The following is a 26,760-nucleotide window of genomic DNA, read 5'->3' on the forward strand; positions in this document are numbered from 1 at the left end:
CCGGCTGCGGTCAGGACGGGTCGCTGGCCGCGATGACCTGTGGGACGACCTGTTCGACGATGGTCAGCAGGGTGGTGGTGAGCAGCAGGTGGACCTGCGGCCGGGTCAACGCCCCGCGCTGGAGCCACTCCCGGGCGGTGGACGTCGCCAGCCCGCAGTACGCCCGGACCATCCCCCGCAACTCCTCGTGGTCCTCGGCCTCCTCGGCCAGCCCGACGGCGACGAGCATCCGGTCGGCGGCGACCTCCTCGGCCTCGGCGAGCACCCGTTCCACGTCGGCGTCGCCGCCCATCCCCCGGGCGGTGACCGCCGCCAGCCACGAGGTGCTGTGCCGCGACACCACGTCGAGGAACCACGCGACGCTGGCATCCACCCGGGTCCGCAGGTCACCCTTGGGCAGTCGTTCCAGGGCAACCTCGGGGATGGTCACCATGACCCGGACGACCTCCAGGTAAAGGTCCTTCTTGGTGCCGAAGTAGTGGTTGACCAGGCCCCGGGCGACACCCGCCTCCCGGGCGACGTCGGTGGTCGACACGTCCGCGTACGGCCGCTCGCCGAACAGCCGGACCGCGCAGGCCAGGATCTGCCCGCGCCGGGCGTCCGGCTCCAACCTGCGGCGGCGCGGAGCCGTCTCGACACTCATCTGCCCGACCCTATCGGCAGCTCACGCCGCCAGCTTCGGCATCGACGTCCCCCATGTCTTGTCGGAGCCGCCGGCCTCGAGGCCGCGCCGACCGATCAACGGCGGAACCTCTCGATCGCCTCGGGGGTCACCGGAGTGAAGAAGTTAACCAGGTTGCCGTCGGGGTCGCGGAAGAGCAGGGCTCGGTTACCCCAGGGCATGGTCGTGGGCTCGTTCACGAAGTCCTCCACCACGCTTTTCAGTCTCTCGTAGAGCGCGTCCACGTCTTCCACGAGGAACTCGATGATGACGCTGTGGTTGTCGGCCGGGCGGGCGGAGCCTGGCGCGAACAGTGGGACCGTGCGGGTGCTGCCGATCGCCAGCGTGCCGTGGGCGGTGCGCAACTCGGCGAAGTCCTCGTTGCCCCAGGCCGCCTGCACGCCGGTGATCTTCTCGTAGAAGCCGACCAGGCGGTTGATCTCGTCGGTGATGATGCGGATGGAGACGAAGTCCATGTCTTCTCCCTGCTCAGTACGGTCGGTACCGGTCTGTGGAGATCACGCTAGGGCAAATACTGGACAGATTTGGTCCAGTATTTTGATAAAGTTCGGACCGTGGCACGACCGACAGCCCAGGTGCTCGCACTGCTGGAGCTCCTGCAGTCCGGCGGCGTCCGGACGATGGCCGAGCTTGCCGAGCGCCTTGGTGTCGAACCGCGCACGGTGCGGCGCTACGTGAGTCATCTGGTCGACCTGGACCTGCCGGTGGAGTCGGTGCGCGGTCGCTACGGCGGGTATCGGCTCGCCGCCGGCTATCGACTGCCGCCGCTGATGCTCAGCGACGACGAAGCCTTGGCCGTCCTACTCGGCCTGATCGCCGGCCGCCGTGCCGGGTTGGCGACGGCAACAGGCGCGGCGGGCGAAACAGCCGCCGCGAAGATCCGCCGCGTCCTACCGTCGCGGACCGCGGACCGGCTGGACGCCGCACTCCAGTCCCTTGCCTTCACCGCCGAACCCGGTGACTTCCCTGCACCGCAGACCGAGGTACTACTCGCCGTCGCCGAGGCGGTCCGCCATCACCGGCCGATCTCGCTGCACTACACCTCGGGCGACGGCAGGCGTAGCGTCCGCGTGCTGCATCCGTTCGGGCTGGTCAACCATGCCGGCCGGTGGTATGTCACCGGGGTCGATCCGGAGATCGGCGAGGACCGCACCCTTCGACTCGACCGCATCGCGGACGCGAGACCGCTGCCGGGCTCGTTCGAGCCGCCCGCCGGAAACGATCCGGCCGGGCGCCTTCTCACCTCGATGGCACAAGCGCCGTACCAGCATGCGGTGTCGCTGCGGATACAAGGAACAGTCGAGCAGATCCGCAGACGACTACCGGCCAGCATCGCCGAGGTGCGAGAGGGTGCGGACGAAGGCTGGCAGGACGTGGGGATCCGGGCAGAGAGCCTCGACTGGTTGCCCGGCGTGCTCGCCGCGCTCGACCTGCCGTTCGTCATCGAACGCCCGGACGAGCTCCGCGACCGCGTCGTCGCACTCGCCGAGCGGCTGGCGGCCTCGGCACGACGTGAGTCGGCCCGCAACTAGCAAGCCGCCACCCTCACCTTGATCACTTGATGCTCACCAGTTATCAGCGCCGTTCCTGAGCTGCTGAGCATCAACTGATCACTGAATTCCGCGCTGACGCCGGATCAGGTGCCGGCCGAGATGCCGCAGGTTGGACGTCTCGGAGTACAGGGCTGCGTTGATCGCACCCACTGCGACGCCCGGGGCTCGCTGCACCCGGTCGATGTCCTGGACGACCCGGCCGATCAACGTCAGCCGACAACGGAGATCGAACAACTCTCTCCGTGCGCAGTGCAGCGCCGTCTCCAATCCCCCGACCCGCTCCCGAAGCCATGCCAACTCCGTCGCCTGATCCATCGGCCGGCCCCTCTCGTCATCTTTCTTGTCGTGGCTCTACCCTCGCCCACTCGAACGGGCTGCGCAAGTAGGTAGACGCAATTCGGCATTCCTGATCGCCCTACCGTCGAGTGATGGGTGAGGTCCCGGGTCCGCTGGTCGGCCCGCACGAGCTACAGGAGTTGCTCGGCGGCGTGAGCCGGACCCGGATGCGTCAGCTCATCCGCTATCCGACCTTCCCCGCGCCGTTTCAACGGCTGCATGGCACCACGGTCTGGCTGCGCGCCGACGTGGAGGCGTGGATCGCCGAGCACCGCCCACCGCGCCCTACCGATGGCGACGAGCCGGAGTAGGTCACGCGGCGCCACCTTCACGCACCCGCGGATCTGCTCGGGACGGCCGCCTCACGCCGTCGGGTCACCAGGTTCGCTCGGCGGCACTCGCAGAAACGTCACGCCCCGGAACTCGAACTCCGCCTGGGCGACGGCCTCCCTCTCCGTCGGATGACACGTGTCTGCCACAACCTCCCACTTCCGGTTGCAGTAGAAGAGGTAGCGGTCGGTATCGCCGTCGTAGCCGGCGATCGCGAGGCGTACAACCACGTCAGCAAAGTTGCCGACGGAGTGGCGCGTCGCACCGGTCGGCGACTGCTCTCGTCCCAGATTGGCGAACATCGTGACCCGGGCTCCGTCGAGCAGAGCCGGCGGTGTGGCACTCATGGCACGATCCTCGCCCATCGGCAGGAGTTGAATGTGAGCCCGGCGTGTGAGGGTGGGTGGATGCACCGTGGGGACCCGGACTGGCTCGCTCACTCGCGGCATGGTGATGGACCGCCGCTGGTGCTCATCCACGGCATCGGTAGTCGGTGGCAGGTGTGGGAACCGGTGCTCGACGAGGTGGCCCGACACCGCGACGTGATCGCGCTGGACCTGCCCGGCTTCGGCGCCTCACCACCGTGGCCCGAGCCACCGAAGCCGTCGGAGCCATCAAAGCCGCCGAAGCCGCCGACGCCACCCGAGCCGCTGGCGCAGGCGGCCCCCGGGTCGGTGGAGCACCTGGCCGATCGGGTCGCCGCGTTCCTGGACGCGCTGGGCGTGCGCCGGCCCGCCGTTGCCGGCAACTCGCTCGGTGGCGGCATCGCGTTGGAGTTGGGGCGACGCGGGCTGGCCCACTCGGTGACCGCGTTCTCGCCCATCGGGTTCTGGGGGCCGGTCGGGCGACGCTGGTGTCAACTGGCGGTCGGCGGGGCCCGGTCGGCGGCTGGCGGGCTGCGGCCGGCACTGCCCCGGCTGCTGGCGAGCCGGGCCGGGCGGGTGGCGTTCTGCGGCCTGTTCTACGGCCACCCGGGTCACCTCGACCCCGACGAGTGCGTCGACTCGGCGGCGGCACTGGCTGACGCGCCCGGCTTCGCGGTGGCCCGCGCCGCGTTCGCCGGATGGCAGCTCCGTCGAGGGACGGCCGGCGCGCTCGACGACATCCCCGTGACGGTCGCCTGGGGTACGCGCGATCTCGTGTTGCCGTACCCCAGTCAGGCCCGGCGGGCCCGCGCGGCGCTGCCGGCGGCCCGGCACGTGCCGCTGGCGGGCTGCGGACATCTGCCCTTCGCGGACGACCCGGAAGCCTGTGCCCGGCTGCTGATCCAGACTTATTGACATGCCGCCAACAGCGCGCGAGGGTGGTGCACATGCCGACGCTCGATGGCTCCCCCTCGCCCTGGCGCGAACCTGAGCACGACGACCTCGCCGACCTGGCCCGCACCTTCTTCACCAAGGAGGTGCTGCCGCACACGGACCGCCTGCTGGCCCAGGGGCACCCGGACCGCGAGCACTACCGGCGTGCCGGTGAGCTGGGGTTGCTCGGCCTGTCGGTCCCCGAGGAGTACGGCGGCGGAGGCGGCGGCTTCACCCACGAGGCGGTGCTGCTGCACGAGCAGGCGTACACCGGGGAGAGCAGCCTCGGGCTGGCCGTCCACAGTGGCATCGTCACGGGCTATCTCGTCGCGTACGGCAGCGAGGAGCAGAAGCGACGGTGGCTGCCCGGCCTGTGCAGCGGTGAGCTGGTCGGCGCGATCGCGATGACCGAGCCCGACGGCGGCTCGGACCTCCAGGCGATGCGCACGCGGGCGGTCCGCGACGGCGACGACTACCTGGTCACCGGCGCGAAGACGTTCATCACCAACGGCGGCCTGGCCGACCTGATTCTGGTGGCCGTGAAGACCGACCCCGAGCAGCGGGCAGCCGGCGTCTCGCTGCTGGTGTGCGAGGTGGGCGGCGACCCGGAGGGCTTCCGCCGGGGCCGGCTGCTGTCCAAGATCGGGCTGCACGCCAACGACACCGCCGAGCTGTTCTTCGACGAGTTCCGGGTGCCGGCGGCCAACCTGCTCGGCGGTGCCGAGGGGCTGGGCTTCATCCAACTCATGCAGCAACTTCCGCAGGAACGGCTGGTCATCGGCGTCGGCGCGGTGGCCGCGATGGAACGCGCGGTCGAGCTGACCGTGGCGTACGCCAAGGAGCGCACCGCCTTCGGCAAGACCCTGATGGGGCACCAGAACACCCGGATGGTGCTCGCCGAGTGCGCCACCCGCACCCGGGTCAGCCGGGTCTTCCTGGACGACTGCATCGTCCGGCACACCCGTGGCGACCTGGACGTCGCCACGGCCGCGATGGCGAAGTCGTGGCTCACCGACGGGCAGTGCGAGGTCATCGACCGGTGCCTGCAACTGTTCGGCGGTTACGGCTACACGACGGAGTACCCGATCGCCCGGATGTACGCCGACGCCCGCGTCCAGAAGATCTACGGCGGCACCAACGAGATCATGAAGGAGTTGATCGCCCGTGCCCTCTGAGGCGTACGTCTATGACGCGGTCCGCACCCCGCGCGGACGCGGCCGGGACACCGGCGCGCTGCACGGGGTCAAGCCGATCTCGCTGGTGGTCGGCCTGATCGACGCGCTGCGCGAGCGCAACCCCGGCCTGGACGTGGGCCGGTTGGAGGACTTGCTGCTCGGCATCGTCACCCCCGTCGGCGAGCAGGGCGGCGACCTGGCGCGGGCCGCCGCGCTGCTGGCCGGGCTGCCCGACGAGGTGGGCGGGGTGCAGCTCAACCGGTTCTGCGCCTCCGGGCTGGAGGCGGTCAACTCCGCCGCCGCCCGGATCCGCTCCGGCTGGGAGCACCTGCTGCTCGCCGGCGGGGTCGAGTCGATGTCCCGGGTGCCGATGGGCTCCGACGGCGCCGCCTGGGCCACCGACCCGCAGACCGCGCTGGCCACGTCGTTCGTGCCGCAGGGCGTCAGCGCCGACCTGATCGCCACCCTGGAGGGCTTCACCCGCGACGACGTGGACGGCTACGCGCTGCGGTCACAGGAGCGGGCCGCCAAGGCGTGGGCCGGCGGGCACTTCGCCCGCTCGGTCGTGCCGGTCCGCGACGGCAACGGGCTGGACATCCTCACCGTCGACGAGCACCCCCGCCCGGAGACGACCCGGGAGGCACTGGCCCGGCTCACCCCGTCCTTCGCCACCATGGGTGCGGCCGCGGGCTTCGACGCGGTCGCGTTGCAGAAGTTCCACTGGCTGGAGGCCATCGAGCACGTCCACCACGCCGGTAACTCGTCCGGCATCGTGGACGGCGCGGCGCTGGTGCTGATCGGTTCGGAGCAGGTCGGGCAGGACCTCGGCCTCACCCCGCGCGCCCGGATCGTCGGCGCGGCCGTCACCGGCGCCGACCCGACGCTCATGCTGACCGGCCCGATCCCGGCCACCCACAAGGCGCTCGCCGTCGCCGGGCTGACCCTCGACGACATCGACCTGTTCGAGATCAACGAGGCGTTCGCGGCCGTGGTCCTCAAGTACGTCCGCGACCTGGGCCTCGACCCGGACCGCGTGAACGTCAACGGCGGCGCGATCGCTCTCGGCCACCCGCTGGGCGCCACCGGAGCCATGTTGCTCGGCACAGCGTTGGACGAGTTGGAGCGCCGCGACCTGCGCCGCGCCGTGGTGACCCTCTGCATCGGCGGCGGCATGGGCGTCGCCACCGTTCTCGAGCGCTGCTGACCCGGGGGACAAGACCAATGACCACCACCATCCGGTACGACCGCAGCGCCGACGGCATCGTCACGCTCACCCTGGACGACCCCGACCAGTCCGCCAACACCATGAACCGGGCGTACGCGGCATCGATGAGCGCGGTGCTGGACCGGCTGGAGGCCGAGGACGATCTCGCCGGTGTCATCGTGACCAGCGCGAAGTCGACGTTCTTCGCCGGCGGCGACCTGCCCGAGATGATCCGTGCCACCCGCGCCGACGCGCCCGCGCTGGCGGACCTGCTCGGCACCATCAAGCGGGACCTGCGCCGACTGGAGACGCTGGGCCGACCGGTCGTCGCGGCGGTCAACGGCTCCGCGCTCGGCGGCGGCCTGGAGATCGCCCTCGCCTGCCACCACCGCATCGCGCTGGACGCGCCCGACTCGCGGCTCGGGCTGCCCGAGGTGACCCTGGGTCTGCTGCCCGGGGCCGGCGGCGTCACCCGGACGGTGCGGATGCTCGGCCTGGCCGGGGCGCTGACCACGGTGCTGCTCACCGGCCGGCGGATGCGCCCGGCCGACGCCCTGGCCGCCGGGATCGTCGACGAGGTCGTCGCCACCGAGGCGGAGATGCTGGATCGCGCGCGGGCCTGGATCGCTGCCAACCCGCACCCGGCCCAGCCGTGGGACCGGCCGGACTATCGGATGCCCGGTGGCACCCCGGCCAGCCGTTCGCTGGCCGCGCAGCTGCCCGCCTTCCCGGCCACCCTGCGCAAGCAGCTCAAGGGGGCCCGGCTGCCCGCGCCCGAGGCGATCCTGGCCACCGCCGTCGAGGGCGCACAGGTCGACCTGGACACCGCGTTCACCGTGGAGACCCGGCACCTGATCGGCCTGCTCACCGGGCAGGTCGCCAAGAACATGATCGGCGCGTTCTTCTTCGACCTCAAGGCCGTCAACGGCGGCGCCGCCCGACCGGCCGTGGACGTCCCGCCGGTGCGGCGGGTGGCGGTGCTCGGCGCCGGCATGATGGGCGCGGGCATCGCGTACGCCTGCGCCAGCGCCGGCCTCGACGTGGTGGTCCGGGACGTGTCGCCGGAGGCCGCGGGGCGGGCCCGGGAGCACGCCGAACGACTGCTGGCCCGCCGGGTCCGCAAGGGCCGCGCCACGGAAGCCGACGCCCGCGCGGTGCTGGACCGGATCACCACCACCGACCAGGTGGACGCGCTCGCCGGCTGCGACGCCGTCATCGAGGCGGTCTTCGAGGACCCGGCCCTGAAGCAGGCCGTCTTCGCCGAGGTGCTGCCGGTGCTCGCGCCGGGCGCGCTGCTCGCCTCCAACACCTCCACCCTGCCGATCACTCAGCTGGCCGCCGGCGTGGACCGGCCGGCCGACTTCATCGGCATGCACTTCTTCTCGCCGGTGGACCGGATGCCGCTGCTGGAAATCGTGGTGGGCGAACGGACCGGGGACGCCGCCCTGGCCCGCGCGTTCGACCTGGGCCGGCGGATCGGCAAGACCCCGATCGTGGTCAACGACGGCCGGGGCTTCTTCACCAGCCGCGTCATCGGCCGGTTCATCGACGAGGCGGTCGGCATGGTCGCCGACGGCGTACCGGCCGCGTCGGTGGAACAGGCCGCGTTGCAGGCCGGCTACCCGACCGGGCCCCTCGCGCTGGCCGACGAGGTGAGCCTCACCCTGATCCAGCGGATCCGCCGCCAGTTCGAGGCGGCCAGCGAGGAGTACCTGCCGCTGCCCGCGCACCGGCTCGTCGACGAGCTGGTCGACGCGTACGACCGGCCGGGCCGCGCCGCCGGACGCGGCTTCTACTCCTACGACGACGGCGTCCGGGGTCGATTGTGGACAGGCCTCGCCGACCTGGTCACCGACGCCGGCCAGGCGGTGCCGTTCACCGACCTCCAGGAACGGATGCTCTTCGCCGAGGCGCTGGACGCGCTGCGCTGCCTCGACGAGGGGGTGCTGCGTACCGAGACCGACGCCAACATCGGCTCGATCTTCGGCATCGGCTTCCCCGCCTGGACGGGCGGCGTGATCCGCTACGTCCGGCAGTACGCGGGCGGCCCGGCCGGTTTCGCGGCCCGCGCCGCCGAGCTGGCCGAACGGTACGGCGACCGGTTCACGCCTCCCGTCGACCTGGCGGACCGGCTCGCTGAGCCGGTTGGCGTCGCGTGACGGCGGCGCGCGGCGGGCCGCTGGCCGGGGTGCGGGTGGTCGAGCTGGCCAGCCTCGCGCCGGCCCCGTTCGGCTGCATGGTGCTCGCCGACCTCGGGGCGGACGTGGTACGCGTCGACCGGCCGGGCGGCCCGGGAGACGGGCGCCTCGCCGCGCCGACCGGTGGACCGTTGCAGCGCGGCCGGCGGATCACCGCGCTGGACCTGAAGTCCCCGGCCGGTGTGGCCGACCTGCTGCGCCTCATCGATCGGGCGGACGTGCTCGTCGAGGCGTACCGGCCGGGGGTCGCCGAGCGGCTCGGCTTCGGCCCGGACGTCTGCCAGGCCCGCAACCCCCGGCTGGTGTACGCGCGGATGACCGGCTGGGGCCAGGACGGCCCGCTGGCGGCTCGGGCCGGCCACGACATCGACTACATCGCGGTCGCCGGGGCGCTGGAGCCCCTGGGTCGAGCCGATGCACGCCCACACGCGCCGCTGAACCTGATCGGTGACTTCGCCGGCGGCGGCATGCTGCTGGCCGTGGGCGTGCTGGCCGCACTGCTGGAGCGGGAACGCTCCGGCGTCGGCCAGGTCGTCGACGCGGCCATGGTGGACGGATCGGCGCTGCTCACCTCGTTCCTGCACGGGCTGCTCGGCACCGGCCTGTGGGCCGCCCCGCGCGGGCGGAACCTGCTCGACGGAGGAGCGCCCTTCTACGACACGTACGCCACCGCTGATGGCGGCTTCATGGCCGTCGGCGCGCTGGAGCCGGCCTTCTACGCCGTACTGCTGGCAGGTCTCGGCCTGGCCGACGAGGCGGAGCTGCCCGACCAGTACGACCCGAGCGGCTGGGACGAGCTGCGGAGGCGGTTCACCGAACGGTTCGCCGAGCGGACCCGGGACGAGTGGACGGCGGTCTTCGCCGACCTGGACGCCTGCGTCGCCCCCGTGCTGGCCCCGAATGAGGCGCACCGGCACCCGCACAACGCGGCCCGGGGGACGTTCGTCGAAGTCGACGGCGAGATCCAACCGGCGCCGGCACCCCGCTTCGACCGTACGCCGGCTGGCCCGCCCGCCCCGGCGCCCGATCCGGGGCGCGACGGCGCGCCGGTCGAGGACATTCTGTCCACCTGGGAGTGATCCACAGCCGACTTCCGGGGCAGCCGTGCGGGTGCCGCATTGATACGGTCGTGCACCGACGGTGGACTGCGGACGTGGGGGGACGTGCATGGCGAGCGGGATTGATCCGTCCGGCCTGAGCAGCTCGCTCGAAGAGGCGATGCGCCTGCTGAGCCAGGCAACGGGTGCTGTCACGGCGCAGCCGGGTGACGGCGACGGGCCCGCGCCGGACGCCGAGCAGATGGTAGGGCGGGGCACCGGCGGTGACGGTCTCGTCGAGGCGGAGGTCTCCGCGTTCGGCGCCCTGCAGACGCTGGTGATCGACCCGAGCCTGTCCCGGGCCGGCACGAGCACGATCGCCGAGTACGTCCTGGAGGCGGTCCAGGCGGCACAGGCCGACGAGCGCGCCCGCCGGGCCGACCTGACGGCCGGGGCCCAGGTCGACAGCACGGCCCTCACCCAGCAGCTCGAACGGGTCTCCGAGCAGGCGTTCCGTGGCTTCCAACAGATGATCGGTGACCTGGACGCGGCCACCCGCCGGATGGATCGTCGCTGAGCCATGTCCGACGGAATTGAGGTGGACGTCGACGCTCTGCATGCCGCAGCCGCGTCGATCGCGACAACCGGCCAGCAGCTCGGCGAGGCGGTCAGCGGCCTCGAGTCGACGGTGAACGGAGCGGGTAATCCCTGGGGCGCCGACGAGGCGGGCTCCCTCTTCGGGGCCGTGTACGTCGAGGTCCTGACGCATGCGCTCGACGTGTACCGGTCGATGGCCGACCAGTTGTTGGAGGCCGCCGAGAACCTCGACCTCGGTGCCGACGCGCACGAGGCGACCGACCTCGCCAACGCGGAACTCTTCACGAGGATGGAGCTGCCCAGTGGGTATGCAGCTTCCTCCTGAGCTCGCCGAGGCGCTGGGCTGGGTCGGCTTCACCTGGCCGACCGCCGACGAGGAGTTGCTGTTCGAGGCGTCCCAGCTGTGGTTCGCGTTCGCCGGCCGGCTGCGGACGGCGGTCGGGGAGGCCCAGGCGGGCGCGGCGCAGGTCAGCACGACCAACAGCGGCGACGACATCCGGGCGTTCGAGCAGGCGTGGCAGGACGAGGAGGGTGCGCCGCGCCGCATGGAGGACGGCGCGCAGGCGGCCGAGCTGATCGGCATGGCGTTGCTGGTGATGGCCATCATCACCCTGACGCAGAAGATCATCGTGATCGTCCAGTTGACGATCCTGGTCATTCAGGTGGCGATCGCGTTGGCGGCGGCGGCACCCAGCTTCGGCGCCTCGCTGGCCCAGATCCCCGTCTCGATCGGCCTGGCCCGGATGGCGATCCAGCGGGTCATCAAGGAGGTCATTGAGAAGGTCGTCAAGGAGATCATCCCGCAGTTGTTGAAGCGCGCGAAGACGCTGCTGCGCCGCTTCACCCGAAAGGGCGCGAAGCGCGGCGGCCCGAAGCGGCCCGGCGTGCCCGGCCCGCACACCACCCCGCGCTACTCCAACACCAAGCCGATGCTCGACAAGTACCGCAACGAGCACCTGCCCGGAGGGCACTTCCCGACGGCCGTGCGCCGGCTCAGCCCCGAGGAGCTGGAACAGCACCGGGTCTTCTTCGACAGCAACGGCGTGCTGCGCAGCGCGCGCAACGGCGAGCCGTTCGACACGTCGAGCGCGCAGACCGTGTTCAGCGGAAACGGTCAAGCGATCTTCGTGATGGACCGCAACGGCAACCTCTACGCGTCCAACTACCAGAAGGTCGGCGACTTCCACCACTCCACTCTGGGCGGCGGAAACCCGGTCGCCGCGGCCGGCGAGCTGGTCGTCAAGGACGGTAGGGTCCAGTACGCCACGGCGCGCAGCGGTCATTACCAGCCCGAGCCCAGCCACATGGCCAATCTCGACGCCGAGTTCAAGCGCAACGGCGTCAACGGGGTTCCGATTCTGGGCTGGGATGGCGGCCGGATCTTCTAGGGGAGTCGACGAGCATGGGTACGGACAGTTGGAAGGGCCACGTCAACGGGATCCTCTACGGGGTCCAGTTCGACAGGTCGCTCGACGATGCGGTGGTGACCCGGGTCGCCGACGGGGTGGCCGCCGGGCTCTACCCGGGTAACCGGGCCGAGACGCGGGACGCGCTGGAGCAGGCGCTGCTCTACTCGGGCCCGCTGAACGACCAGGCCGAGACGCACCACAGCGAGGACGACATCCGCGCGTTCTTCCGGCGGCTCTCCGCCGCCCTGGCGACCCCGCCCGCACAGAGTTGATCAAGAGGTTCGCGTCACGGCATCGCGGTGTCGTGACGCGAAACTCCTGTTCACCAGGGGTGGGCGGGAGCGGTGGTACCAGGTTGCGAAGAGTGCCACCGCCAGCAGCAGCTCCGCGACGTCGCCGCCGTAGTACATGAGGTGGGCGGCCGATCCGAACGCCGCGGCGTCCGGGTCGGTCAGCCCCGGGGGCAGGGTGCCGGCCTGCGCGTAGAGGTACTTGGCGAGCGCGGCGTGGCCAGCCGACGCGCCGAGCAGCGCGCCGACCCGCACGGCCAGCCCGGGGCGGCGGGGCGCGGGGTCCGGCCCGGCCAGCGACCAGGCGAACAGGTAGCCCGCGCCCAGGTAGTGCAGGTGTACGCCGTGGTGCAGGGCTGGCTGGCGTTCCGCCGTCGCGTACAGCGGGGTGAGCAGCACCAGCGCCAGCCCACCCGTGCTCAGCAGCGCGGCGGTGACCGGGTGGGCGATCAGGTGCAGCGCGCGGGCGCGCAGCAGCCGGCCCACCCGCCGACGCGTCGAGGTGGGCGCGACGTGCAGCAGCAGCGTCACCGGGGCGCCGAGGACCAGCCCGAGCGGTGCCAACATGCCGAGCAGCAGGTGCTGCGCCATGTGCCCGCGCGGGTCGTCCGAGAGGTGGGCCAGCGGCCCGACCGCGACCGCCAGCACGGTGCAGCCGGCCAGCCAGGCGAGAGTACGCCGATGGTCCCAGCCTCGCGGGTCGCGTACGGCGGCCAGCAGGTAGCCGACGGCCAGCACCGCGACCGGGAGCAGCGGCAACCAGCCCGGCCCGTCCGCCGGGTGGCCCCCGTGCGCCCATGGCACCACCGCCGCCGGGCCCGGAGCGACTGCCGTCACCGGGGGCCGTCATCCGGTCGGCGGGACCGCGTCCGCCAGACCAGCGCCGCGCCGGCCAGCAGCAGGACCGCGCCGCCCACGTTCCACACCACGTCGTACGGCACCAGGTGGACGCCGTAGCGGATCTGGTGCACCCGGAGCACCTTGTGGTCGACCAGCCCGTCGAAGAGCTGGAATCCTCCGGCGCCGAGCAGGAAGCCACCCCAGACCAGCCGGGGTGACAGGGCCAGCCGTCGGCGCAGATCGGCGAACCAGAAGAACCCACCGACCAGGGCGATCACCTCAGCGGCGTGCAGCAGCCCGTCCGAGAGCAGCGCCACCGACGGGGTGGACCGGTCGTAGAAGTGGTGCCAGGCCAGCAACTGGTGAAAGACGATCTCGTCCACGGCGGCCATGATCGCGACCCCGATCAGGACGCCCGCGAGCGTGGACGACCGGCGGTCCGGCGCGGCGACGGGACGCCCCCGCGGCAGGCTCGAACCGACCACCACACACCTCGCATCCGCCCGGGTCACGGCCGAACTACCCCAAACTGGCCGAGTCATGCCCGCCGAAGCCGTGCCGGCATGATCATTGGGTGGGGCGGCCGGATGCCTCGCCGGCAGCGGAGACCGAAGGAGGTGCCTGTGCCGGACGCGGACGAACTCGTCGCCGACGCGCTCGCGGCGGTGCGCGGCACCGACGTACGACAGGCCGAACGGCAGCTGGACCGGCTGATGGTCGGCACCGGCGCGGCGGACGGCGCCACGGGGGTGGACGCGGCCCTGCGGCGTCGGCTGGTCCGTGGCCTCGGGCAGCTCTGGCCACGCGGCTGGCAGCCGGTCGACGTGCACCGGATCACCGCGCGGCGGCTCGACGCACGGGCGGCCCGGCTGGTCCGGGACGCGCTGGCCGCCCAGCGACGCGAGCAGGCCGGGCCGGTCCCCGACTGGTGGGACGACCAGCTACGTGCTCTGGCCGCCGAGGGCCGGGACGACGGCGACGACCTGCTGGCCGCCTGGACCGCCGCGGAGGGACTGGACCGGGCCGACGCTCTCCGCGCCGCTGTCGACGTGCTCGCGCTGGTGGAGAGCCTGCCGCCGATCGCGGTGCTACGCCCGCCGCCCGGCTCGACCGGGGCGACGATCCCCCGCACCGCCGGTACGGTCCGCAGCGGATCGCCGATGCTGGACCGGGTACGCGCGCTGCTCGCGAAGGCCGAGTCGACCACCTTCCCGGCCGAGGCGGAGGCGTTGACCGGGAAGGCACAGGAGCTGATCGCCCGGCACAGCATCGACGAGGCGTTGCTGGCCGCCGGGGCGGAGCCCGGCGATGTGCCGGGCGGGGTCCGGCTGGGCACCGAGACCCCGTACGCGGGGGCGAAGGCGCTGCTGGTGCAGGAGGTGGCGGCGGCGAACCGGTGCGAGGCGGTCTGGTCCGACGACCTCGGTTTCACCACCGTGCTGGGGTGGCCGGCGGATCTCGTGGCGGTGGAGCTGCTCTACACCTCGCTGCTGGTGCAGGCCACCGCCGCGATGCTGCGCGGGCGCACCGAGCGCCGGCCGGGGTCGGGCCGGCGGACGAAGGTGTGGGACGAGTCCTTCCTCAACGCGTTCGCGCTGCGGATCGGTGAGCGGCTGCGCGCGGCCACCGAGGCGGCCGACCAGGCGGCTGCCGAGACGGCCGGCCCGGAGCGTCTGCTACCGGTGCTCGCCGCCCGTGGCGAGGCGGTCCAGGAGCGGCTGGGCGCCCTCTTTCCGGGTGTCACCCGACACCGGCTCAGCGTCCGCGACGCCGAGGGCTGGTCGTCCGGCACCTCGGCCGCTGACCGCGCCGCGCTCGACCTCGGCGGCGGCCAGCGGCCTCGACAGGTGCCGGGCCGACCCTGATCCGCACGGCGTGGGACCACCGCCGGAGAGTCTTTCTGCGATTTTCTTCGGTACGCGGTAGGGAACGGGGTCTCGGCTCCGACCCTCCGGTGAGCCGCGCCCCGACCGGGGAGCGGCCAGCCAAGCGAGGAGCATCGCCGTGAAGTACATGCTGCTGATCTGGAACCGGCCCGGCTTCACCGAGGAGCTGACCGAAGCGGACCGTAATGCCCTGTTCGGCGAGGTGGACGAGATCATGAAGGAGCTGACCGAGAGCGGCGAGCTGGTCGACGGCCAGGCGCTGGCCAACCCGTCGCAGACGCAGACGGTCCGGCTCGCCGGCGGTCGCCCGGAGATCGTCGACGGGCCGTTCATGGAGAGCAAGGAGCAGTTCGCGGGCTACCTGACCGTCGACTGCGACAGCCCGCAGCGGGCCGCCGAGATCGCCGCGCGGTGGCCGGACGTGCGCTTCGGCGGGGCGATGGAGGTCCGCCCGATCATGGAGCAGGCCGGGACGGAGATGTGACCGACGACCGGACGGTCGAGGATCTGCTGCGCACGCTCGCGCCGCAGGTCCTCGGCCTGCTGGTCCGTCGACACGGCCAGTTCGACAGGTGCGAGGACGCGGTCCAGGAGGCGTTGCTCGCCGCCACGACGCAGTGGCCCGCGCAGGGCGTACCGGACAATCCGCGCGCGTGGTTGCTCACCGTGGCCACCCGCCGGCTCACCGACGAGTGGCGCAGCGAGAGCGCCCGCCGGGACCGCGAGGTGGCGGTGGCGCTGCGCGAGCCGGCGTACGCCCAGGTGGCGCCGGCGGCCGACGCGGAGCCGGCAGTGGCGGACGCGGACGACACCCTCACCCTGCTCTTCCTCTGCTGCCATCCGGCGCTGGCGCCCTCGGCGCAGGTGGCGCTGACCCTGCGGGCGGTCGGCGGGCTCAGCACCGCCCAGATCGCCCGGGCGCACCTGCTGCCCGAGGCGACGATGAGCCAGCGGATCCGGCGGGCCAAGCAGCGAATCGAGGCCGCCGGGGCCCGGTTCCTGATGCCCGGGCCGGGTGAGCGCGGCGAGCGGCTGCGGACCGTGCTCCGGGTGCTCTACCTGATCTTCAACGAGGGGTACACCGCGTCCAGCGGACCGGACCTGCGACGGGCCGAACTGACCGGCGAGGCGATCCGACTGGCCCGCGTCCTGCACGGGCTGCTGCCCGACGACGGTGAGGTGACCGGGCTGCTGGCGCTGATGCTGCTCACCGACGCGCACCGGGCGGCCCGGGTCGGCGAGGACGGCGAGTTGGTGCCGCTGACCGAGCAGGACCGCGCCCGGTGGGACGCCGGTGCCATCGCGGAGGGAGTCGCCCTGGTCACCGAGGCGCTGACCTGGTCGCCGCCCGGCCCGTACCAGCTCCAGGCGGCGATCGCGGCGGTGCACGCCGAGGCGCCGACGGCGGCGGAGACGGACTGGCCGCAGATCGTGGCGCTCTACCGGCTGCTGGCCCGGATCGCTCCGAACCCGATGGTCACGCTCAACCAGGCGGTGGCCGTGGCCATGGTGGACGGGCCGCGGGCGGGGCTCGCCCTGCTCACCCCGCTGGACGCCGACGAGCGGATGGCCGGGCACCACCGGCTCGCCGCGGTCCGGGCGCACCTGCTGGAGCTGGCCGGGGAGCCGGGCGCGGCCCGGGAGGCGTACCTGGCGGCCGCGCGCGGCACGACGAGCCTGCCCGAGCAGCGCTACCTGGAGCTGAGAGCCGCCCGGCTGGCGGGCCGGCCGTCACAGGGGGGATCTCAGGGTTCACGGCCCCGGGCACACAGCACGCCGGGCCGGTGAATGATCACCGGCCCGGCGTGCGGGTTACGTCGTACGTCAGCTCTTGAAAGCGTCCTTGATCTTCTCGCCCGCCTGCTTGAGCTTGGCCGTGGACTGGTCTGCGCGCCCCTCGGCCTCGAGCTGCTCGTTGTCGGTGGCCCGACCGGCGCCTTCCTTGAGCTTGCCGGCCGCGTCCTCGCTGGCGTTGTTGATCTTGTCATCGATACCCATGTGCCAACCTCCATTGCGAGCGTCGCTACGACCTCAGCAATACCCCCGCAGTCCACCGCCCAACCATCACCGCCGTCACAATCCGCGATCGGCGGCCGAACGGAACCGGCGCAGGCGCAGGCTGTTGGCCACCACGAAGACCGAGGACAGCGCCATGGTGGCACCGGCGATCATCGGGTTGAGCAGGCCGGCGGCGGCCAGCGGCAGCGCCGCCACGTTGTAGCCGAAGGCCCAGAACAGGTTGCCCCGGATGATGCCGAGCGTGCGCCGGGACAGCCGGATGGCGTCCACCGCCGCATCCAGGTCGCCCCGGACGAGGGTGAGATCGGACGCCTCGATCGCCACGTCGGTGCCGGTGCCCATCGCCAGCCCCAGATCTGCCTGGGCCAACGCCGGCGCGTCGTTCACCCCGTCGCCGACCATCGCCACCGACCGCCCCTGCGCCTGGAGCCGCCGGACGACGTCGACCTTGCCGGCGGGCAGCACCTCGGCGATCACCTCGTCGATGCCCACCTCGGCGGCGACCGCCCCGGCCACGGTGGGGTTGTCCCCGGTCAGCAGGACCGGGGTGAGCCCCAGGGCGCGCAGCCGGGCCACGGCCGTCCGGCTGGTCGGCCGGACCACGTCGGCGACCGCGAGCACGCCCCGCGCCCGTCCGTCCCAGCCGGCGACGATCGCCGTACGCCCGGCGGCCTCCGCGTCACGCACGGCCAGATCGACCTCCGGCGGTACGTCGACACCGCGCTCGCGCAGCAGCCGGAGCCGGCCGACCAGCACGGTCCGACCGTCGACCGTGCCGGTGACGCCCAGCCCTTCGAGGTTGGCGAAGCCGGTAACCGGGGGCAGCGCTCCGGCCTCGGCGGCGCCCGCGGCGACGGCCCGGGCGATCGGGTGCTCGGAGGCGGCCTCCACGGCCCCGGCGAGCCGGAGCAGCTCGGCGCGGTCCTCGCCGCTCGCCGCCACGACGTCCACCAGGGTCATCCGGCCGGTCGTCACGGTTCCGGTCTTGTCCAGCACGACGGTGTCGACGCGCCGGGTGGACTCCAGCACCTCCGGTCCCTTGATCAGCACGCCGAGCTGGGCGCCGCGACCGGTGCCGACCAGCAGCGCGGTCGGCGTGGCCAGGCCGAGGGCACACGGGCAGGCGATGATCAGCACGGCCACCGCGGCGGTGAACGCGGTGGTCGGACCGGCTCCGGTGCCGAGCCACCAGCCGAGGGTGCCCACCGCGAGGGTGATGACGATCGGCACGAAGACGCCGGAGATCCGGTCAGCCAGCCGCTGCACGGCCGCCTTGCCGCTCTGCGCCTGCTCGACGAGGTCGGCCATCCGGGCGAGCTGGGTGTCCGCGCCGACCCGGGTGGCGGTGACGACCAGCCGGCCGCCCGCGTTGATCGTGGCGCCGACCACACCGTCGCCCGGGCCGACCTCGACCGGCACCGACTCGCCGGTCAGCATGCTGGCGTCGACGGCGGACGTGCCCTCGTCGACGACCCCGTCGGTGGCGATCTTCTCGCCGGGGCGGACCACGAACCGGTCACCGACGACGAGCCGGTCCACCGGGATCCGGGTCTCCACCCCGTCGCGCAGCACCGCCACGTCCCGGGCGCCGAGTTCGAGAAGGGCACGCAGGGCCGCCCCGGCGGTCCGCTTGGATCGGGCCTCGAAGTAGCGGCCGGCCAGGATGAACACCGTCACCCCGGCGGCCGCCTCCAGGTAGATGTTGCCGGCGCCGTCGGTGCGGGTGATGTCGAAGCGGAAGGGATGCGTCATCCCGGGCATCCCGGCGTCGCCCAAAAAGAGCGCCCAGAGCGACCAGCCGAACGCGGCCAGGGTGCCCAGCGAGACCAGGGTGTCCATGGTCGCGGCGCCGTGCCGCAGGTTGGTCCACGCGGCCCGGTGGAACGGCAGCCCGCCCCAGACCACCACCGGGGCGGCGAGGGTCAGCGAGAGCCACTGCCAGTAGTCGAACTGCCAGGGCGGCACCATGGCCAGCAGGACCACCGGCACGCTGAGCACCGCCGACACCCACAGACGGGTACGCGGACCCCGCAGCGGGTCGACCGGCTGTTCGGTCGTCGGCGGTGCCGGCAGGGCCGCCGTGTAGCCGGTCTTCTGCACCGTGTCGATCAGGTCGTCCGGGGTGACGCTGTCGACGTACCGGACGGTGGCCTTCTCGGTGGCGTAGTTGACGGTGGCGCTCACCCCGTCCATCCGGTTCAGCTTCTTCTCGATCCGGGCGGCGCAGGCGGCGCAGGTCATTCCCCCGATGGCCAGCTCGATCCGGTTCGGCGCCTCGGGCAGTGGTCTGCTGGTGGTGGTCATCGTCTGGTCCCGTCAGTTGTGCCCGTGGCCGGGGGTGCCGTGCTCGGTCGGCGCCGGCCCGCTCGGAGTGGGGTCGCCCCCGGTCGTGGCGGTGCCGGCGACGACGGTGAACTCGGCGGTGTGCACCCGCCCGCCGTGCCGGAAGTCGAGGTAGAGCCGGTAGCTGCCGGCCGAGGGCACCTCGGCGAGGAAGGTGACCTCCGGACCGGGCCGGGTGCGCCCGTCGCCGGGTGTTCCGTCCGGGTGTACGTGCAGGTACGCGAGATCGCCCCGGCGCAGCGCCACCAGGTGCCCGTACGCGCCCAGGTAGGGCTCCAGGTCGGTGACCGGTCGCCCGTCGCGGCTGACGCTCAGGGTGAGTGACGAGGTGCGGCCGGGCTGCGGCACGCCGGCCAGGGTGACGGTGTAGCCGTCGACCGTGGTGCTGGTGGCCGGGGCGGGCAGCGGCCGTTCGGTCAGCTCACCGGGGACGGTCACGTCCACCCCGAGGGTCAGCGCCTCGCCCCCGGTCGGCGTGAAGTCGGCGAACGCCCGCCACTGCCCCGGGCCGTCCAGCGGGGTGTCGACCCGCCAGGTGCCGTCCGGGGCGAGGTCGGGGTGCACGTGGCGGAAGCCGGACAGGTCCCGCCGGGCGACGATCAGGTGCATCCGCTTGTCGTGTGCCACGTCGTACCCGGTCACCGGGCGGCCGTCCGGCCCGCCGATCCGGAAGGCGAACTCACCGGCCGGAGCGGCGACCGGAACGAGCGTGTAGCCACGGTCGGAGACGAGCAGACCGCCGGGAGTCTGGTCGGTCACCTCGTCGTGCGCGGTGGGGCCCGAGCTGTGGGCGACGCCGCCGTCGGGCCGACTCTCGGCGACCGGGGCGGCCGGGTCGACCACCCGGCCGATCCCGTACGCCGCGCCGAAGACCGCCGCGAGACCGAGGGCGAACCCGCCCATTCTGGTCACCGTGTTCATCCCGGGCTTTCCGCTCACGCCTCGACGAGGTCGTAACCGGCCTCGTCGACCGCTGCCCGGACGGACTCCGCGTCCACGGGTTGCTCGCTGGTGACGGCGACCCGGCCGGTGGCGAGATCCACCTGCACGTCGCGCACCCCGGCGATGGCGCCCACCTCGGCGCTGACCGCGCTGACGCAGTGCCCGCAGGTCATGCCCCGCACCTGGAACGTCGTGTCGACCATCGAATCTCTCCCTTCGTCGTCTGCCAGCCTATACCCCCCAGGGGTAAGGCCGAGGCAGACTCGTGACCGGTCATGTACCGGTACCCGGTGGGGGTATCGGACACGAGGGACGTTACCATACCCCCCAGGGGTACGCTATCCTCGTCGCCATGACCGCACCCACGCCGATCCGCGGCTACACCGCCAGCAAGGACCAGCTGCTCGCGCGGCTCCGCCGCGTCGAGGGGCAGGTCCGGGGCATCGAGAAGATGGTCGACGACGACCGTTACTGCATCGACGTCCTCACCCAGATCTCCGCGATCCAGGCCGCGCTCGACAAGGTGGCCCTGGGCCTGCTCGACGGGCACGCCCGGCACTGCATGCACGAGGGGGCGGCCGAGGGCCGGGCCGACGAGATGGCCACCGAGATGATGGCGGCCGTCGGCCGACTCATGAAGCGCGGCTGAGCCGGTCAGTCGGGCTCCGCGTCGAGGCGTACCCGGCGGAGCAACTGGGCGTTGAGCGCCACCACGATGGTGGACGCCGACATCAGCACCGCCGCCACCGCCGGGCTCAACGCCACCCCGGCCCAGGCGAGCACCCCGGCCGCCAGGGGCAACGCCACCACGTTGTAGCCGGCGGCCCAGGCCAGGTTCTGCCGCATCTTGCGGTACGACGCCCGGGAGAGCCGGACCACGGCACCGACACCGCGCGGGTCGGACGACGCCAGCACCACCCCGGCGGACTCGATCGCCACGTCGGTCCCCGCCCCGATCGCGATGCCGACGTCGGAGCGGGCCAGCGCCGGCGCGTCGTTCACCCCGTCGCCGACCATCGCCACGGTCAGCCCTCGCCGCTGGAGCTCCGCGACCCGGCTGTCCTTCTCGGCCGGCAGCACCTCGGCGAAGACCTCGTCCACCCCCGACCGGAAGCCGAGATCGGCTGCCACCGACTCGGCCACCGACCGCGCGTCGCCGGTGATCATGGCGATGGTGCGGACGCCTTCGGCACGGAGCTCGGCGATGGCCTGCCGGGCCTCCGGACGCACCTCGTCGGTGAGCGCGAACGCCCCGAGCACGGTGCCCGGCAGCCGCACCAGGTACAGCACCACGGCCCCGCGCGCCGACCATCGGCCGGTCGCCGCCTTCAGGTCGTCCGGGAGCGCTCGGCCCAGATCCCGCAGCAACGCCGGGCCGCCCACCGCGTACTCCGTACCGTCGACGGTGGCCCGCACGCCGCGGCCCGGCAGCGACCGGAAGCCGGTGGCACGCGCTGGGCCGGCGGACCCGGCCGCCGTCACGATCGCCCGAGCCAGCGGATGCTCGCTGTCGGACTCGACGCCGGCGGCGATCCGCAGCGCTTCCTCCCGCTCCAGCCCCTGGGTCGTCACCAGGTCGCTCACCGCGTGCTCACCCCGGGTCAGCGTGCCGGTCTTGTCGAAGAGCACCGCGTCGACGGTCCGCATGCGCTCCAGCGCCAACCGGTCCTTGACCAGGATCCCGCGCCGCGCCGCCAGGGCGGTGGAGAGCGCCACGACCAGCGGGATGGCCAGGCCGAGCGCGTGCGGGCAGGCGATCACCAGGACGGTGACCGTACGGACCACCGCCTGGTCGGGCTCACCGAGCGCGGTCCAGACCGCCAGCGTCACCACGGCTGTGCCGGCGGCCACGTAGAACAGCGCGGCGGCGAACCGGTCGGCCAGCAGTTGGGCCTGCCCACCCGAGCGCTGCGCCTGCGCGACCATGCGCTGAATGCCGGCGAGCGCGGTCTCGTCACCCAGCGCCTCGACCCGGACCCGGATCGCCGAGTCGGTGGCGACCGTGCCGGCCACCACCCGCTCGCCCGTCGACCGGGCCACCGGCCGCGATTCACCGGTGATCATCGACTCGTCCAGTTCGGCGTCGCCATCGACGATCCGGCCGTCCGCCGGCACTCGACCCCCGGGCCGGACAAGCACCACGTCGCCCACCCGCAACGCGCCGACCGGCACCGGCTCGGCCTGCCCGTCCGCCGCCACGCGCTCGGCCTCGTCGGGCAGCAACGCGGCCAACGCCGCCAGCGCCCCCCGGGCCTGCCCGATGGCCTTCATCTCCTGCCAGTGCCCGAGCAGCATGATGGTGACCAGCGCGGCCAACTCCCACCAGAAGTCCAGGTCGAAGGCGCCCAGGCTGGTGGCCAACGACGCCGAGTACGCCACCGTGATCGCCATCGCGACCAGCAGCATCATTCCCGGCGCCCGGTCCCGGATCTCGCGCACCGCACCGACCAGGAACGGCCAGCCACCCCAGAGGAAAATCACCGATCCGAGCACCGGCCCGACCCAGGAGCGGCCCGGAACGTCCCACCGGAGCCCGAGCCCGTCCACCACCAGGTGGCTGGTCAGCACCACCGGCAGGGTGAGCACCAGGCAGACCCAGAACCGGCGGCGGAACATCGCCGGGTCGTGGCCGGCGTGCTTGTCGTGGCCAGCGTGCTTGTCCTGGCCGGCGTGCCTCTCCGGGCCGGCGTGCTGATCGTGGCCGGCCGGCGTCGCGTGCTGGCTCTGGTCGGCGGCCTGCTCAGGGGCGGGCTCGGACGCGGGCATGACTCCAACATGCCGCTCCGGGCGACGCCGCGCGGGCGGTTCGACCATCCGACACTCCGCCACGACCTGCGACACCCGGTCCGGCTGGCTAGCATTTCCGGCGATGGCCTACCGGACCCCACCGCCCAGTCGGGCACCGGCGCCGCCACGGCGCGGCGCCTCCGCCGACCGGCCGGTCCGACGGCTCACCCTGTGTGATCACCGGGTCGCCAGCCGGCAATCCGATGCGCCCGGCACCGCGTTCGACCGGCGGAGGTGAACCGACCGGCCCGTCGGCACGTACCCCGCACCGGATCGTTGGGAGTTCTCGCATTGGGTTCCGACCACAGCCGTACCGCTCCGCCCGTCCCACCCCGGGTCCGGCGGATCCTCGTCGCGACGGTGGTGCCACTCTTCGTGGCCACCGTCGTCGCCGCCGTGGTGCTCTGGCCACGGGACGGGGCGCCGCAGACCGGCGGCGGCACGGACGCGCCGCGCCACCACGGCACGGTCACCCGGGTGGTGACCGAACCCTGCCCACCGTCGGCCAACCCGGCGGGCACGCCGGCCATCGGGCCGTGCGGGACCGTGGACGTACGGATCGAGGACGGGCCGAGCGCCGGCCAGCAGGTGCAGACGCCCGTCCCCGCCGGGCCCGGCGCTCCGCGGATCGAGGTCGGCGACGACGTCGTCCTGGTCGAGCTGACCGACCCGACCGATCCCGCCACCAGCAGCTGGAACATCGCCGAGCATCAGCGCGGAAAGCCGCTGGTATGGCTCGCGGTGGTCTTCGCCGCCGCGATCGTCGCGTTCGGCCGGTGGCGGGGCCTGGCCGCGCTGGCAGGGCTGGCCGCCAGCTTCGCCATCCTGCTCACCTTCGTGTTGCCGGGCATCAGCGCCGGCCGGTCACCGCTGCTGGTGGCGGTGGTCGGCGCAGCCCTGATCATGTTCGTGGTGCTCTACCTGACACACGGGGTGACCGCGCAGACCTCGGTCGCGGTGCTCGGCACCCTGGGCAGCCTGGTGCTCACCGGCGTGCTCGCGACCATCGCCACCGCCGCCACCCACCTGACCGGCTTCGGCAGCGAGGACGCCACCACGCTGTCGATGTTCCAGGCCGATGTCGATCTGCGTGGCCTGCTGCTCGCCGGGATCATCATCGGCTCACTCGGGGTGCTCGACGACGTGACCGTCACCCAGGCCGCCACCGTCACCGAGCTGGCGAACGCCAACCCCGGCCTGAGCCGGCTGCAGCTCTACCGGGCGGCCACCCGGGTCGGCCGGGCGCACATCGCCTCCACGGTCAACACCATCGTCCTGGCGTACGCGGGCGCCTCACTTCCGCTGCTGCTTCTGCTCACCGCCGACACCCGCCCCCTCGGGCAGATCCTGACCAGCGAGTTCCTCGCCCAGGAGATCGTCCGCAGCGCGGTCGCCACGCTCGGCCTGATCGCCGCCGTACCCCTCACCACCGGGCTCGCCGCCGTGGTGACCGCGGCCGGGTCGACGCCGGCGCAGGACGCGGCCGCCGACGTCCTGACGCCGCGCCCCCGTCCGGACCGGACGGAGGCGTTGGCCGCCCTCAGCTCCCCGCCAGCGGGTCGGTCCGACGGGCCCGACCCGGAGCGGAGCGCACCCCCATCCACCGCCACCACCGGGTGGCCAGAGCCGAACAGGAGCACGGATACGGCATGGTGACACTCCTCAGCGTGACCGGATCGGGCCTACGCCCTGAGAACCGCGTCACTGGTCACTCAACGCCATGGCGAAATGACGCTTTTAGTCGGCATCAGGACGTAGCTCAGGCGGTGGACTCTCGGGTAACCTCGCTGCCGGTCACCGACGAAGGCGCGCAGCGGCGCCTGCGGTGCCACCGCCCAATCGCCAACCGGCGAGCCGGGGACCCAGGTACGTGGGGTGAATCCGCGACAGCGGTAGGGGCCACTTCCGCCCCGAACCCGTCAGCTAACCCGGTCGGCGGTCGACGGAAGGGAACATTGTGACGGCACCCCTACGCCGCTGGTTGACACCCGTGGTGGCCGTGCTCGCTGCGCTGACCGTGTTCGCCGGGCCCCTCCCGGCCCACGCCGCCCCGACGACCCCCACACCGTCCGGGCACGAAGAGGAAGACGAACCCAAGCTCCTCAACGACGTCATCGAGCAGACCAACCGGGACTACGTGGCGGCCAAGTCCAAGCTGGACAAGTCCAAGAAGCGGCAGCTTGAGCTGGCGTTGCAGGTCGAGCGGGCGAAGGCCGACCTGGAGGCGCTGGCCCCGCAGGTCGGGCAGATCGCCGCCCAGTCGTACCGGACCGGGCGGATCGGCGCGATCGCGATGCTGCTGGAGAGCGACGCCCCGGACTCGTTCGTCCGACGGGCCGCGGCGCTCGACGAGATGAACATGGTCAACGAGAAGAAGCTCGCCGAGGTCAACACGGTCAAGACCCGCGCCGAGCAGGCCAAGCTGGCCCTCGACGCGGAGGTCCGCGAGCAGCAGAAGCAGACCGCCCTGATGGCGAAGGACAAGCGCGACGCGGACAAGGCGCTCGCGCTGGTCGGCGGTCAGGGTTTCACCGGCGGTCTGGTCGACGCCGTCTCGCCGGTCGCCCGGATCGGCCCGGGTCGCACCGCCGACGGCGACTGGAAGGCCGAGTCATGCAGCGAGGACGACCCCACCACCTCCGGTTGTGTCACGCCGCGCACCCTGCACGCGTACAAGGAGGTCAAGCGGGCCGGGTTCAACCGGTTCGTCGGCTGCCACCGCAACGGTGGCCCGTTCGAGCACCCGAAGGGCCGCGCCTGTGACTGGTCGTTGCAGAAGAGCGGCTTCAGCCCGTGGCACAACAACGACACCCGCATGTACGGCAACAACGTCGCCGCGTTCCTCATCCGCAACGCCGACCGCCTCGGCATCTACTACGTGATCTGGAACCGGCAGATCTGGTTCCCGGCGACCGGCTGGAAGTCGTACAGCGGACCGTCGAACCACACCGACCACGTGCACATGTCGCTGCTCTGACCCGGTGCCAAGAAGTCGAGGGCCGTCCCGCATCAGGCGGGGCGGCCCTCGTCGCGTCAGGCGGCGGAAGTTGCCGGGGCGGTCCGCGTCAGGCGGCGGCGGAAGCTGCCGGGTCGTCCGAGGCGCCGGGCGCGTCGAACGTCGCGGCACCCGCCGGTGCGGGGGTAACCGCGCGCACCACACCGGCGGCGAGCCGGTACGACATGCCCACCACCGCACACCGCCCCTGTGCCACCTCGTCGGCCAGCACGGGCGACTGCCCGAGCAGCGTCTCGACGGTCTGCGCGATGTGGATGTCGACGATGCCGTCGACGTCGTCCACGCCCTCGGCGGTGGCACGTCGCAGGCTGGGCAGCACCGCGTCGACCACCGCGGGCAGGTGTCCCGGCGGCGCGACGCCGGTGGCGGCCGCCTCACGGGCGGCCTGCACCGCACCGCACGAGTCGTGGCCGAGGACCACCACCAGTGGAGTGCCGAGCACCGTCACCGCGTACTCCACGCTGCCCAGCACCTCCGGGCCCGCGGTGTGTCCGGCCGTACGGACCACGAAGAGGTCGCCCAGCCCCCGGTCGAAGATGATCTCAGCCGCCAGGCGGGAGTCGGAGCAGCCCACGATCACCGCGAACGGGTGCTGCCCGTCGGCCACGGCGGCCCGGTGCCCGGCGTCCTGGTTGGGGTGGCGCGGCGCCCCGCTGACGAAGCGCCGGTTGCCCGCGGCCAGCTCGGCGTACGCTCGGGCCGGCTCGGTCGGCGTCGGCGCTCGATCGGCAGCCCGCTGCGGGCCCGGCTGCCCGCCAGGCGTACCGGAACGGCTCATCCCCGCACCTCGTCTCCACGCGTTTGACCTGCTCAAGAGG

General features: G+C 72.7%; 29 protein-coding genes and 1 riboswitch. Of the genes, 17 read left to right on the top strand and 12 right to left on the bottom strand.

Going from position 1 to position 26,760, the window contains the following annotated elements; all coding sequences use genetic code 11:
• Nucleotides 1-10: 10 nt before the first annotated feature.
• Both ABZU53_RS16800 and ABZU53_RS16805 read right to left on the bottom strand, forming a co-directional pair.
• Nucleotides 11-643: a TetR/AcrR family transcriptional regulator gene (locus tag ABZU53_RS16800; RefSeq protein ID WP_355066639.1), complete on the bottom strand. Its 633-nt coding sequence runs from the start codon at nt 641-643 to the stop codon at nt 11-13.
• A gap of 95 nt (nt 644-738) precedes the next feature.
• A complete protein-coding gene (locus tag ABZU53_RS16805) occupies nt 739-1,137 on the bottom strand; it encodes a VOC family protein (RefSeq protein ID WP_355066640.1) in 399 nt (132 codons plus the stop codon).
• A gap of 120 nt (nt 1,138-1,257) precedes the next feature.
• On the opposite strand from ABZU53_RS16805, the gene ABZU53_RS16810 reads away from it, so the two are divergent.
• Nucleotides 1,258-2,214 carry a YafY family protein gene (locus tag ABZU53_RS16810; RefSeq protein WP_355066641.1) on the top strand — a complete coding sequence of 319 codons (957 nt, stop codon included), beginning with the start codon at nt 1,258-1,260 and terminating at the stop codon, nt 2,212-2,214.
• Between the two features lie 78 nt (nt 2,215-2,292).
• On the opposite strand, the gene ABZU53_RS16815 is transcribed toward ABZU53_RS16810, so the two are convergent.
• A complete protein-coding gene (locus ABZU53_RS16815) occupies nt 2,293-2,550 on the bottom strand; it encodes a hypothetical protein (protein WP_355066642.1) in 258 nt (85 codons plus the stop codon).
• Between the two features lie 113 nt (nt 2,551-2,663).
• On the opposite strand from ABZU53_RS16815, the gene ABZU53_RS16820 reads away from it, so the two are divergent.
• A complete protein-coding gene (locus ABZU53_RS16820; protein WP_354855564.1) occupies nt 2,664-2,882 on the top strand; it encodes a hypothetical protein in 219 nt (72 codons plus the stop codon).
• Nucleotides 2,883-2,933: 51 nt separating this feature from the next.
• Here ABZU53_RS16820 and ABZU53_RS16825 read toward each other — a convergent pair whose 3' ends face one another.
• Nucleotides 2,934-3,248 carry a hypothetical protein gene (locus ABZU53_RS16825; protein WP_355066643.1) on the bottom strand — a complete coding sequence of 105 codons (315 nt, stop codon included), beginning with the start codon at nt 3,246-3,248 and terminating at the stop codon, nt 2,934-2,936.
• A gap of 60 nt (nt 3,249-3,308) precedes the next feature.
• Between ABZU53_RS16825 and ABZU53_RS16830 the strand changes: the two genes are divergently transcribed.
• The 9 genes from ABZU53_RS16830 to ABZU53_RS16870 all read left to right on the top strand — a co-directional run bounded on the left by ABZU53_RS16830 (nt 3,309) and on the right by ABZU53_RS16870 (nt 12,091).
• Nucleotides 3,309-4,181 (top strand): alpha/beta fold hydrolase, encoded by an 873-nt coding sequence (locus ABZU53_RS16830; RefSeq protein ID WP_355066644.1) that lies wholly within the window; start codon nt 3,309-3,311, stop codon nt 4,179-4,181.
• A gap of 32 nt (nt 4,182-4,213) precedes the next feature.
• On the top strand, nt 4,214-5,374 hold the full coding sequence (locus tag ABZU53_RS16835) for an acyl-CoA dehydrogenase family protein (protein WP_354855561.1): 1,161 nt from the start codon (nt 4,214-4,216) through the stop codon (nt 5,372-5,374).
• Nucleotides 5,364-6,578 (top strand): acetyl-CoA C-acetyltransferase, encoded by a 1,215-nt coding sequence (locus tag ABZU53_RS16840; RefSeq protein WP_355066645.1) that lies wholly within the window; start codon nt 5,364-5,366, stop codon nt 6,576-6,578. The genes ABZU53_RS16835 and ABZU53_RS16840 overlap by 11 nt, the downstream gene beginning before the upstream one ends.
• 17 nt (nt 6,579-6,595) lie before the next feature.
• Nucleotides 6,596-8,737 (top strand): 3-hydroxyacyl-CoA dehydrogenase NAD-binding domain-containing protein, encoded by a 2,142-nt coding sequence (locus ABZU53_RS16845; protein WP_355066646.1) that lies wholly within the window; start codon nt 6,596-6,598, stop codon nt 8,735-8,737.
• Nucleotides 8,734-9,855 carry a CaiB/BaiF CoA-transferase family protein gene (locus tag ABZU53_RS16850; protein ID WP_355066647.1) on the top strand — a complete coding sequence of 374 codons (1,122 nt, stop codon included), beginning with the start codon at nt 8,734-8,736 and terminating at the stop codon, nt 9,853-9,855. Before ABZU53_RS16845 ends, ABZU53_RS16850 begins: the two co-directional genes overlap by 4 nt.
• Before the next feature lie 88 nt (nt 9,856-9,943).
• Nucleotides 9,944-10,390, top strand: a complete 447-nt coding sequence (locus ABZU53_RS16855) for a YbaB/EbfC family nucleoid-associated protein (RefSeq protein WP_354855557.1) — start codon at nt 9,944-9,946, stop codon at nt 10,388-10,390.
• A 3-nt stretch (nt 10,391-10,393) separates the two neighbouring features.
• Entirely contained in the window at nt 10,394-10,735 is a 342-nt protein-coding gene (locus tag ABZU53_RS16860) for a hypothetical protein (RefSeq protein WP_355066648.1), read from the top strand.
• On the top strand, nt 10,719-11,798 hold the full coding sequence (locus tag ABZU53_RS16865; protein ID WP_355066649.1) for a hypothetical protein: 1,080 nt from the start codon (nt 10,719-10,721) through the stop codon (nt 11,796-11,798). The genes ABZU53_RS16860 and ABZU53_RS16865 overlap by 17 nt, the downstream gene beginning before the upstream one ends.
• A 14-nt stretch (nt 11,799-11,812) precedes the next feature.
• The gene (locus ABZU53_RS16870) at nt 11,813-12,091 is read left to right on the top strand and encodes a hypothetical protein (RefSeq protein ID WP_355066650.1); all 279 of its coding nucleotides are present in this window, start codon (nt 11,813-11,815) and stop codon (nt 12,089-12,091) included.
• Here the strand turns inward: ABZU53_RS16870 and ABZU53_RS16875 are convergent, their stop codons facing one another.
• A complete protein-coding gene (locus ABZU53_RS16875) occupies nt 12,092-12,946 on the bottom strand; it encodes a cytochrome c oxidase assembly protein (RefSeq protein ID WP_354855553.1) in 855 nt (284 codons plus the stop codon).
• Nucleotides 12,943-13,434: a DUF2243 domain-containing protein gene (locus tag ABZU53_RS16880; RefSeq protein WP_354855552.1), complete on the bottom strand. Its 492-nt coding sequence runs from the start codon at nt 13,432-13,434 to the stop codon at nt 12,943-12,945. Before ABZU53_RS16880 ends, ABZU53_RS16875 begins: the two co-directional genes overlap by 4 nt.
• Nucleotides 13,435-13,572: 138 nt before the next feature.
• Between ABZU53_RS16880 and ABZU53_RS16885 the strand changes: the two genes are divergently transcribed.
• From ABZU53_RS16885 to ABZU53_RS16895, 3 genes are all read left to right on the top strand, one after another.
• Nucleotides 13,573-14,814: a DUF2786 domain-containing protein gene (locus tag ABZU53_RS16885; RefSeq protein ID WP_355066651.1), complete on the top strand. Its 1,242-nt coding sequence runs from the start codon at nt 13,573-13,575 to the stop codon at nt 14,812-14,814.
• Nucleotides 14,815-14,962: 148 nt separating this feature from the next.
• Nucleotides 14,963-15,319, top strand: a complete 357-nt coding sequence (locus tag ABZU53_RS16890; RefSeq protein ID WP_355066679.1) for a YciI family protein — start codon at nt 14,963-14,965, stop codon at nt 15,317-15,319.
• The gene (locus tag ABZU53_RS16895) at nt 15,316-16,623 is read left to right on the top strand and encodes a DUF6596 domain-containing protein (RefSeq protein ID WP_355066652.1); all 1,308 of its coding nucleotides are present in this window, start codon (nt 15,316-15,318) and stop codon (nt 16,621-16,623) included. Before ABZU53_RS16890 ends, ABZU53_RS16895 begins: the two co-directional genes overlap by 4 nt.
• A gap of 36 nt (nt 16,624-16,659) precedes the next feature.
• On the opposite strand, the gene ABZU53_RS16900 is transcribed toward ABZU53_RS16895, so the two are convergent.
• From ABZU53_RS16900 to ABZU53_RS16915, 4 genes are all read right to left on the bottom strand, one after another.
• On the bottom strand, nt 16,660-16,833 hold the full coding sequence (locus ABZU53_RS16900) for a CsbD family protein (protein ID WP_139583988.1): 174 nt from the start codon (nt 16,831-16,833) through the stop codon (nt 16,660-16,662).
• Nucleotides 16,834-16,908: 75 nt separating this feature from the next.
• Entirely contained in the window at nt 16,909-19,158 is a 2,250-nt protein-coding gene (locus tag ABZU53_RS16905; RefSeq protein ID WP_355066653.1) for a heavy metal translocating P-type ATPase, read from the bottom strand.
• A 12-nt stretch (nt 19,159-19,170) separates the two neighbouring features.
• Nucleotides 19,171-20,118 (bottom strand): hypothetical protein, encoded by a 948-nt coding sequence (locus tag ABZU53_RS16910; RefSeq protein ID WP_355066680.1) that lies wholly within the window; start codon nt 20,116-20,118, stop codon nt 19,171-19,173.
• Nucleotides 20,119-20,132: 14 nt separating this feature from the next.
• Nucleotides 20,133-20,342, bottom strand: coding sequence for a copper ion binding protein (locus ABZU53_RS16915; RefSeq protein ID WP_355066654.1), 210 nt, complete (start codon nt 20,340-20,342; stop codon nt 20,133-20,135).
• A gap of 149 nt (nt 20,343-20,491) precedes the next feature.
• Between ABZU53_RS16915 and ABZU53_RS16920 the strand changes: the two genes are divergently transcribed.
• Entirely contained in the window at nt 20,492-20,788 is a 297-nt protein-coding gene (locus ABZU53_RS16920) for a metal-sensitive transcriptional regulator (protein ID WP_030329541.1), read from the top strand.
• Between the two features lie 5 nt (nt 20,789-20,793).
• On the opposite strand, the gene ABZU53_RS16925 is transcribed toward ABZU53_RS16920, so the two are convergent.
• Complete coding sequence (locus ABZU53_RS16925) at nt 20,794-22,755, bottom strand: heavy metal translocating P-type ATPase (protein WP_355066681.1); 1,962 nt, start codon at nt 22,753-22,755, stop codon at nt 20,794-20,796.
• Nucleotides 22,756-23,217: 462 nt separating this feature from the next.
• Here ABZU53_RS16925 and ABZU53_RS16930 point away from each other — a divergent pair, with 462 nt between their 5' ends.
• Nucleotides 23,218-24,582: a YibE/F family protein gene (locus ABZU53_RS16930; protein WP_354855547.1), complete on the top strand. Its 1,365-nt coding sequence runs from the start codon at nt 23,218-23,220 to the stop codon at nt 24,580-24,582.
• Between the two features lie 166 nt (nt 24,583-24,748).
• Nucleotides 24,749-24,879: riboswitch (cyclic di-AMP (ydaO/yuaA leader) on the top strand.
• 4 nt (nt 24,880-24,883) lie between these two features.
• Nucleotides 24,884-25,903, top strand: coding sequence for a hypothetical protein (locus tag ABZU53_RS16935; protein ID WP_354855546.1), 1,020 nt, complete (start codon nt 24,884-24,886; stop codon nt 25,901-25,903).
• 88 nt (nt 25,904-25,991) lie between these two features.
• On the opposite strand, the gene ABZU53_RS16940 is transcribed toward ABZU53_RS16935, so the two are convergent.
• Nucleotides 25,992-26,720, bottom strand: a complete 729-nt coding sequence (locus ABZU53_RS16940) for a carbonic anhydrase (protein ID WP_354855545.1) — start codon at nt 26,718-26,720, stop codon at nt 25,992-25,994.
• Between the last annotated feature and the right edge of the window lie 40 nt (nt 26,721-26,760).

The sequence above is a fragment of the Micromonospora sp. NPDC005194 genome, assembly GCF_040608335.1.
GTDB lineage: Bacteria > Actinomycetota > Actinomycetes > Mycobacteriales > Micromonosporaceae > Micromonospora.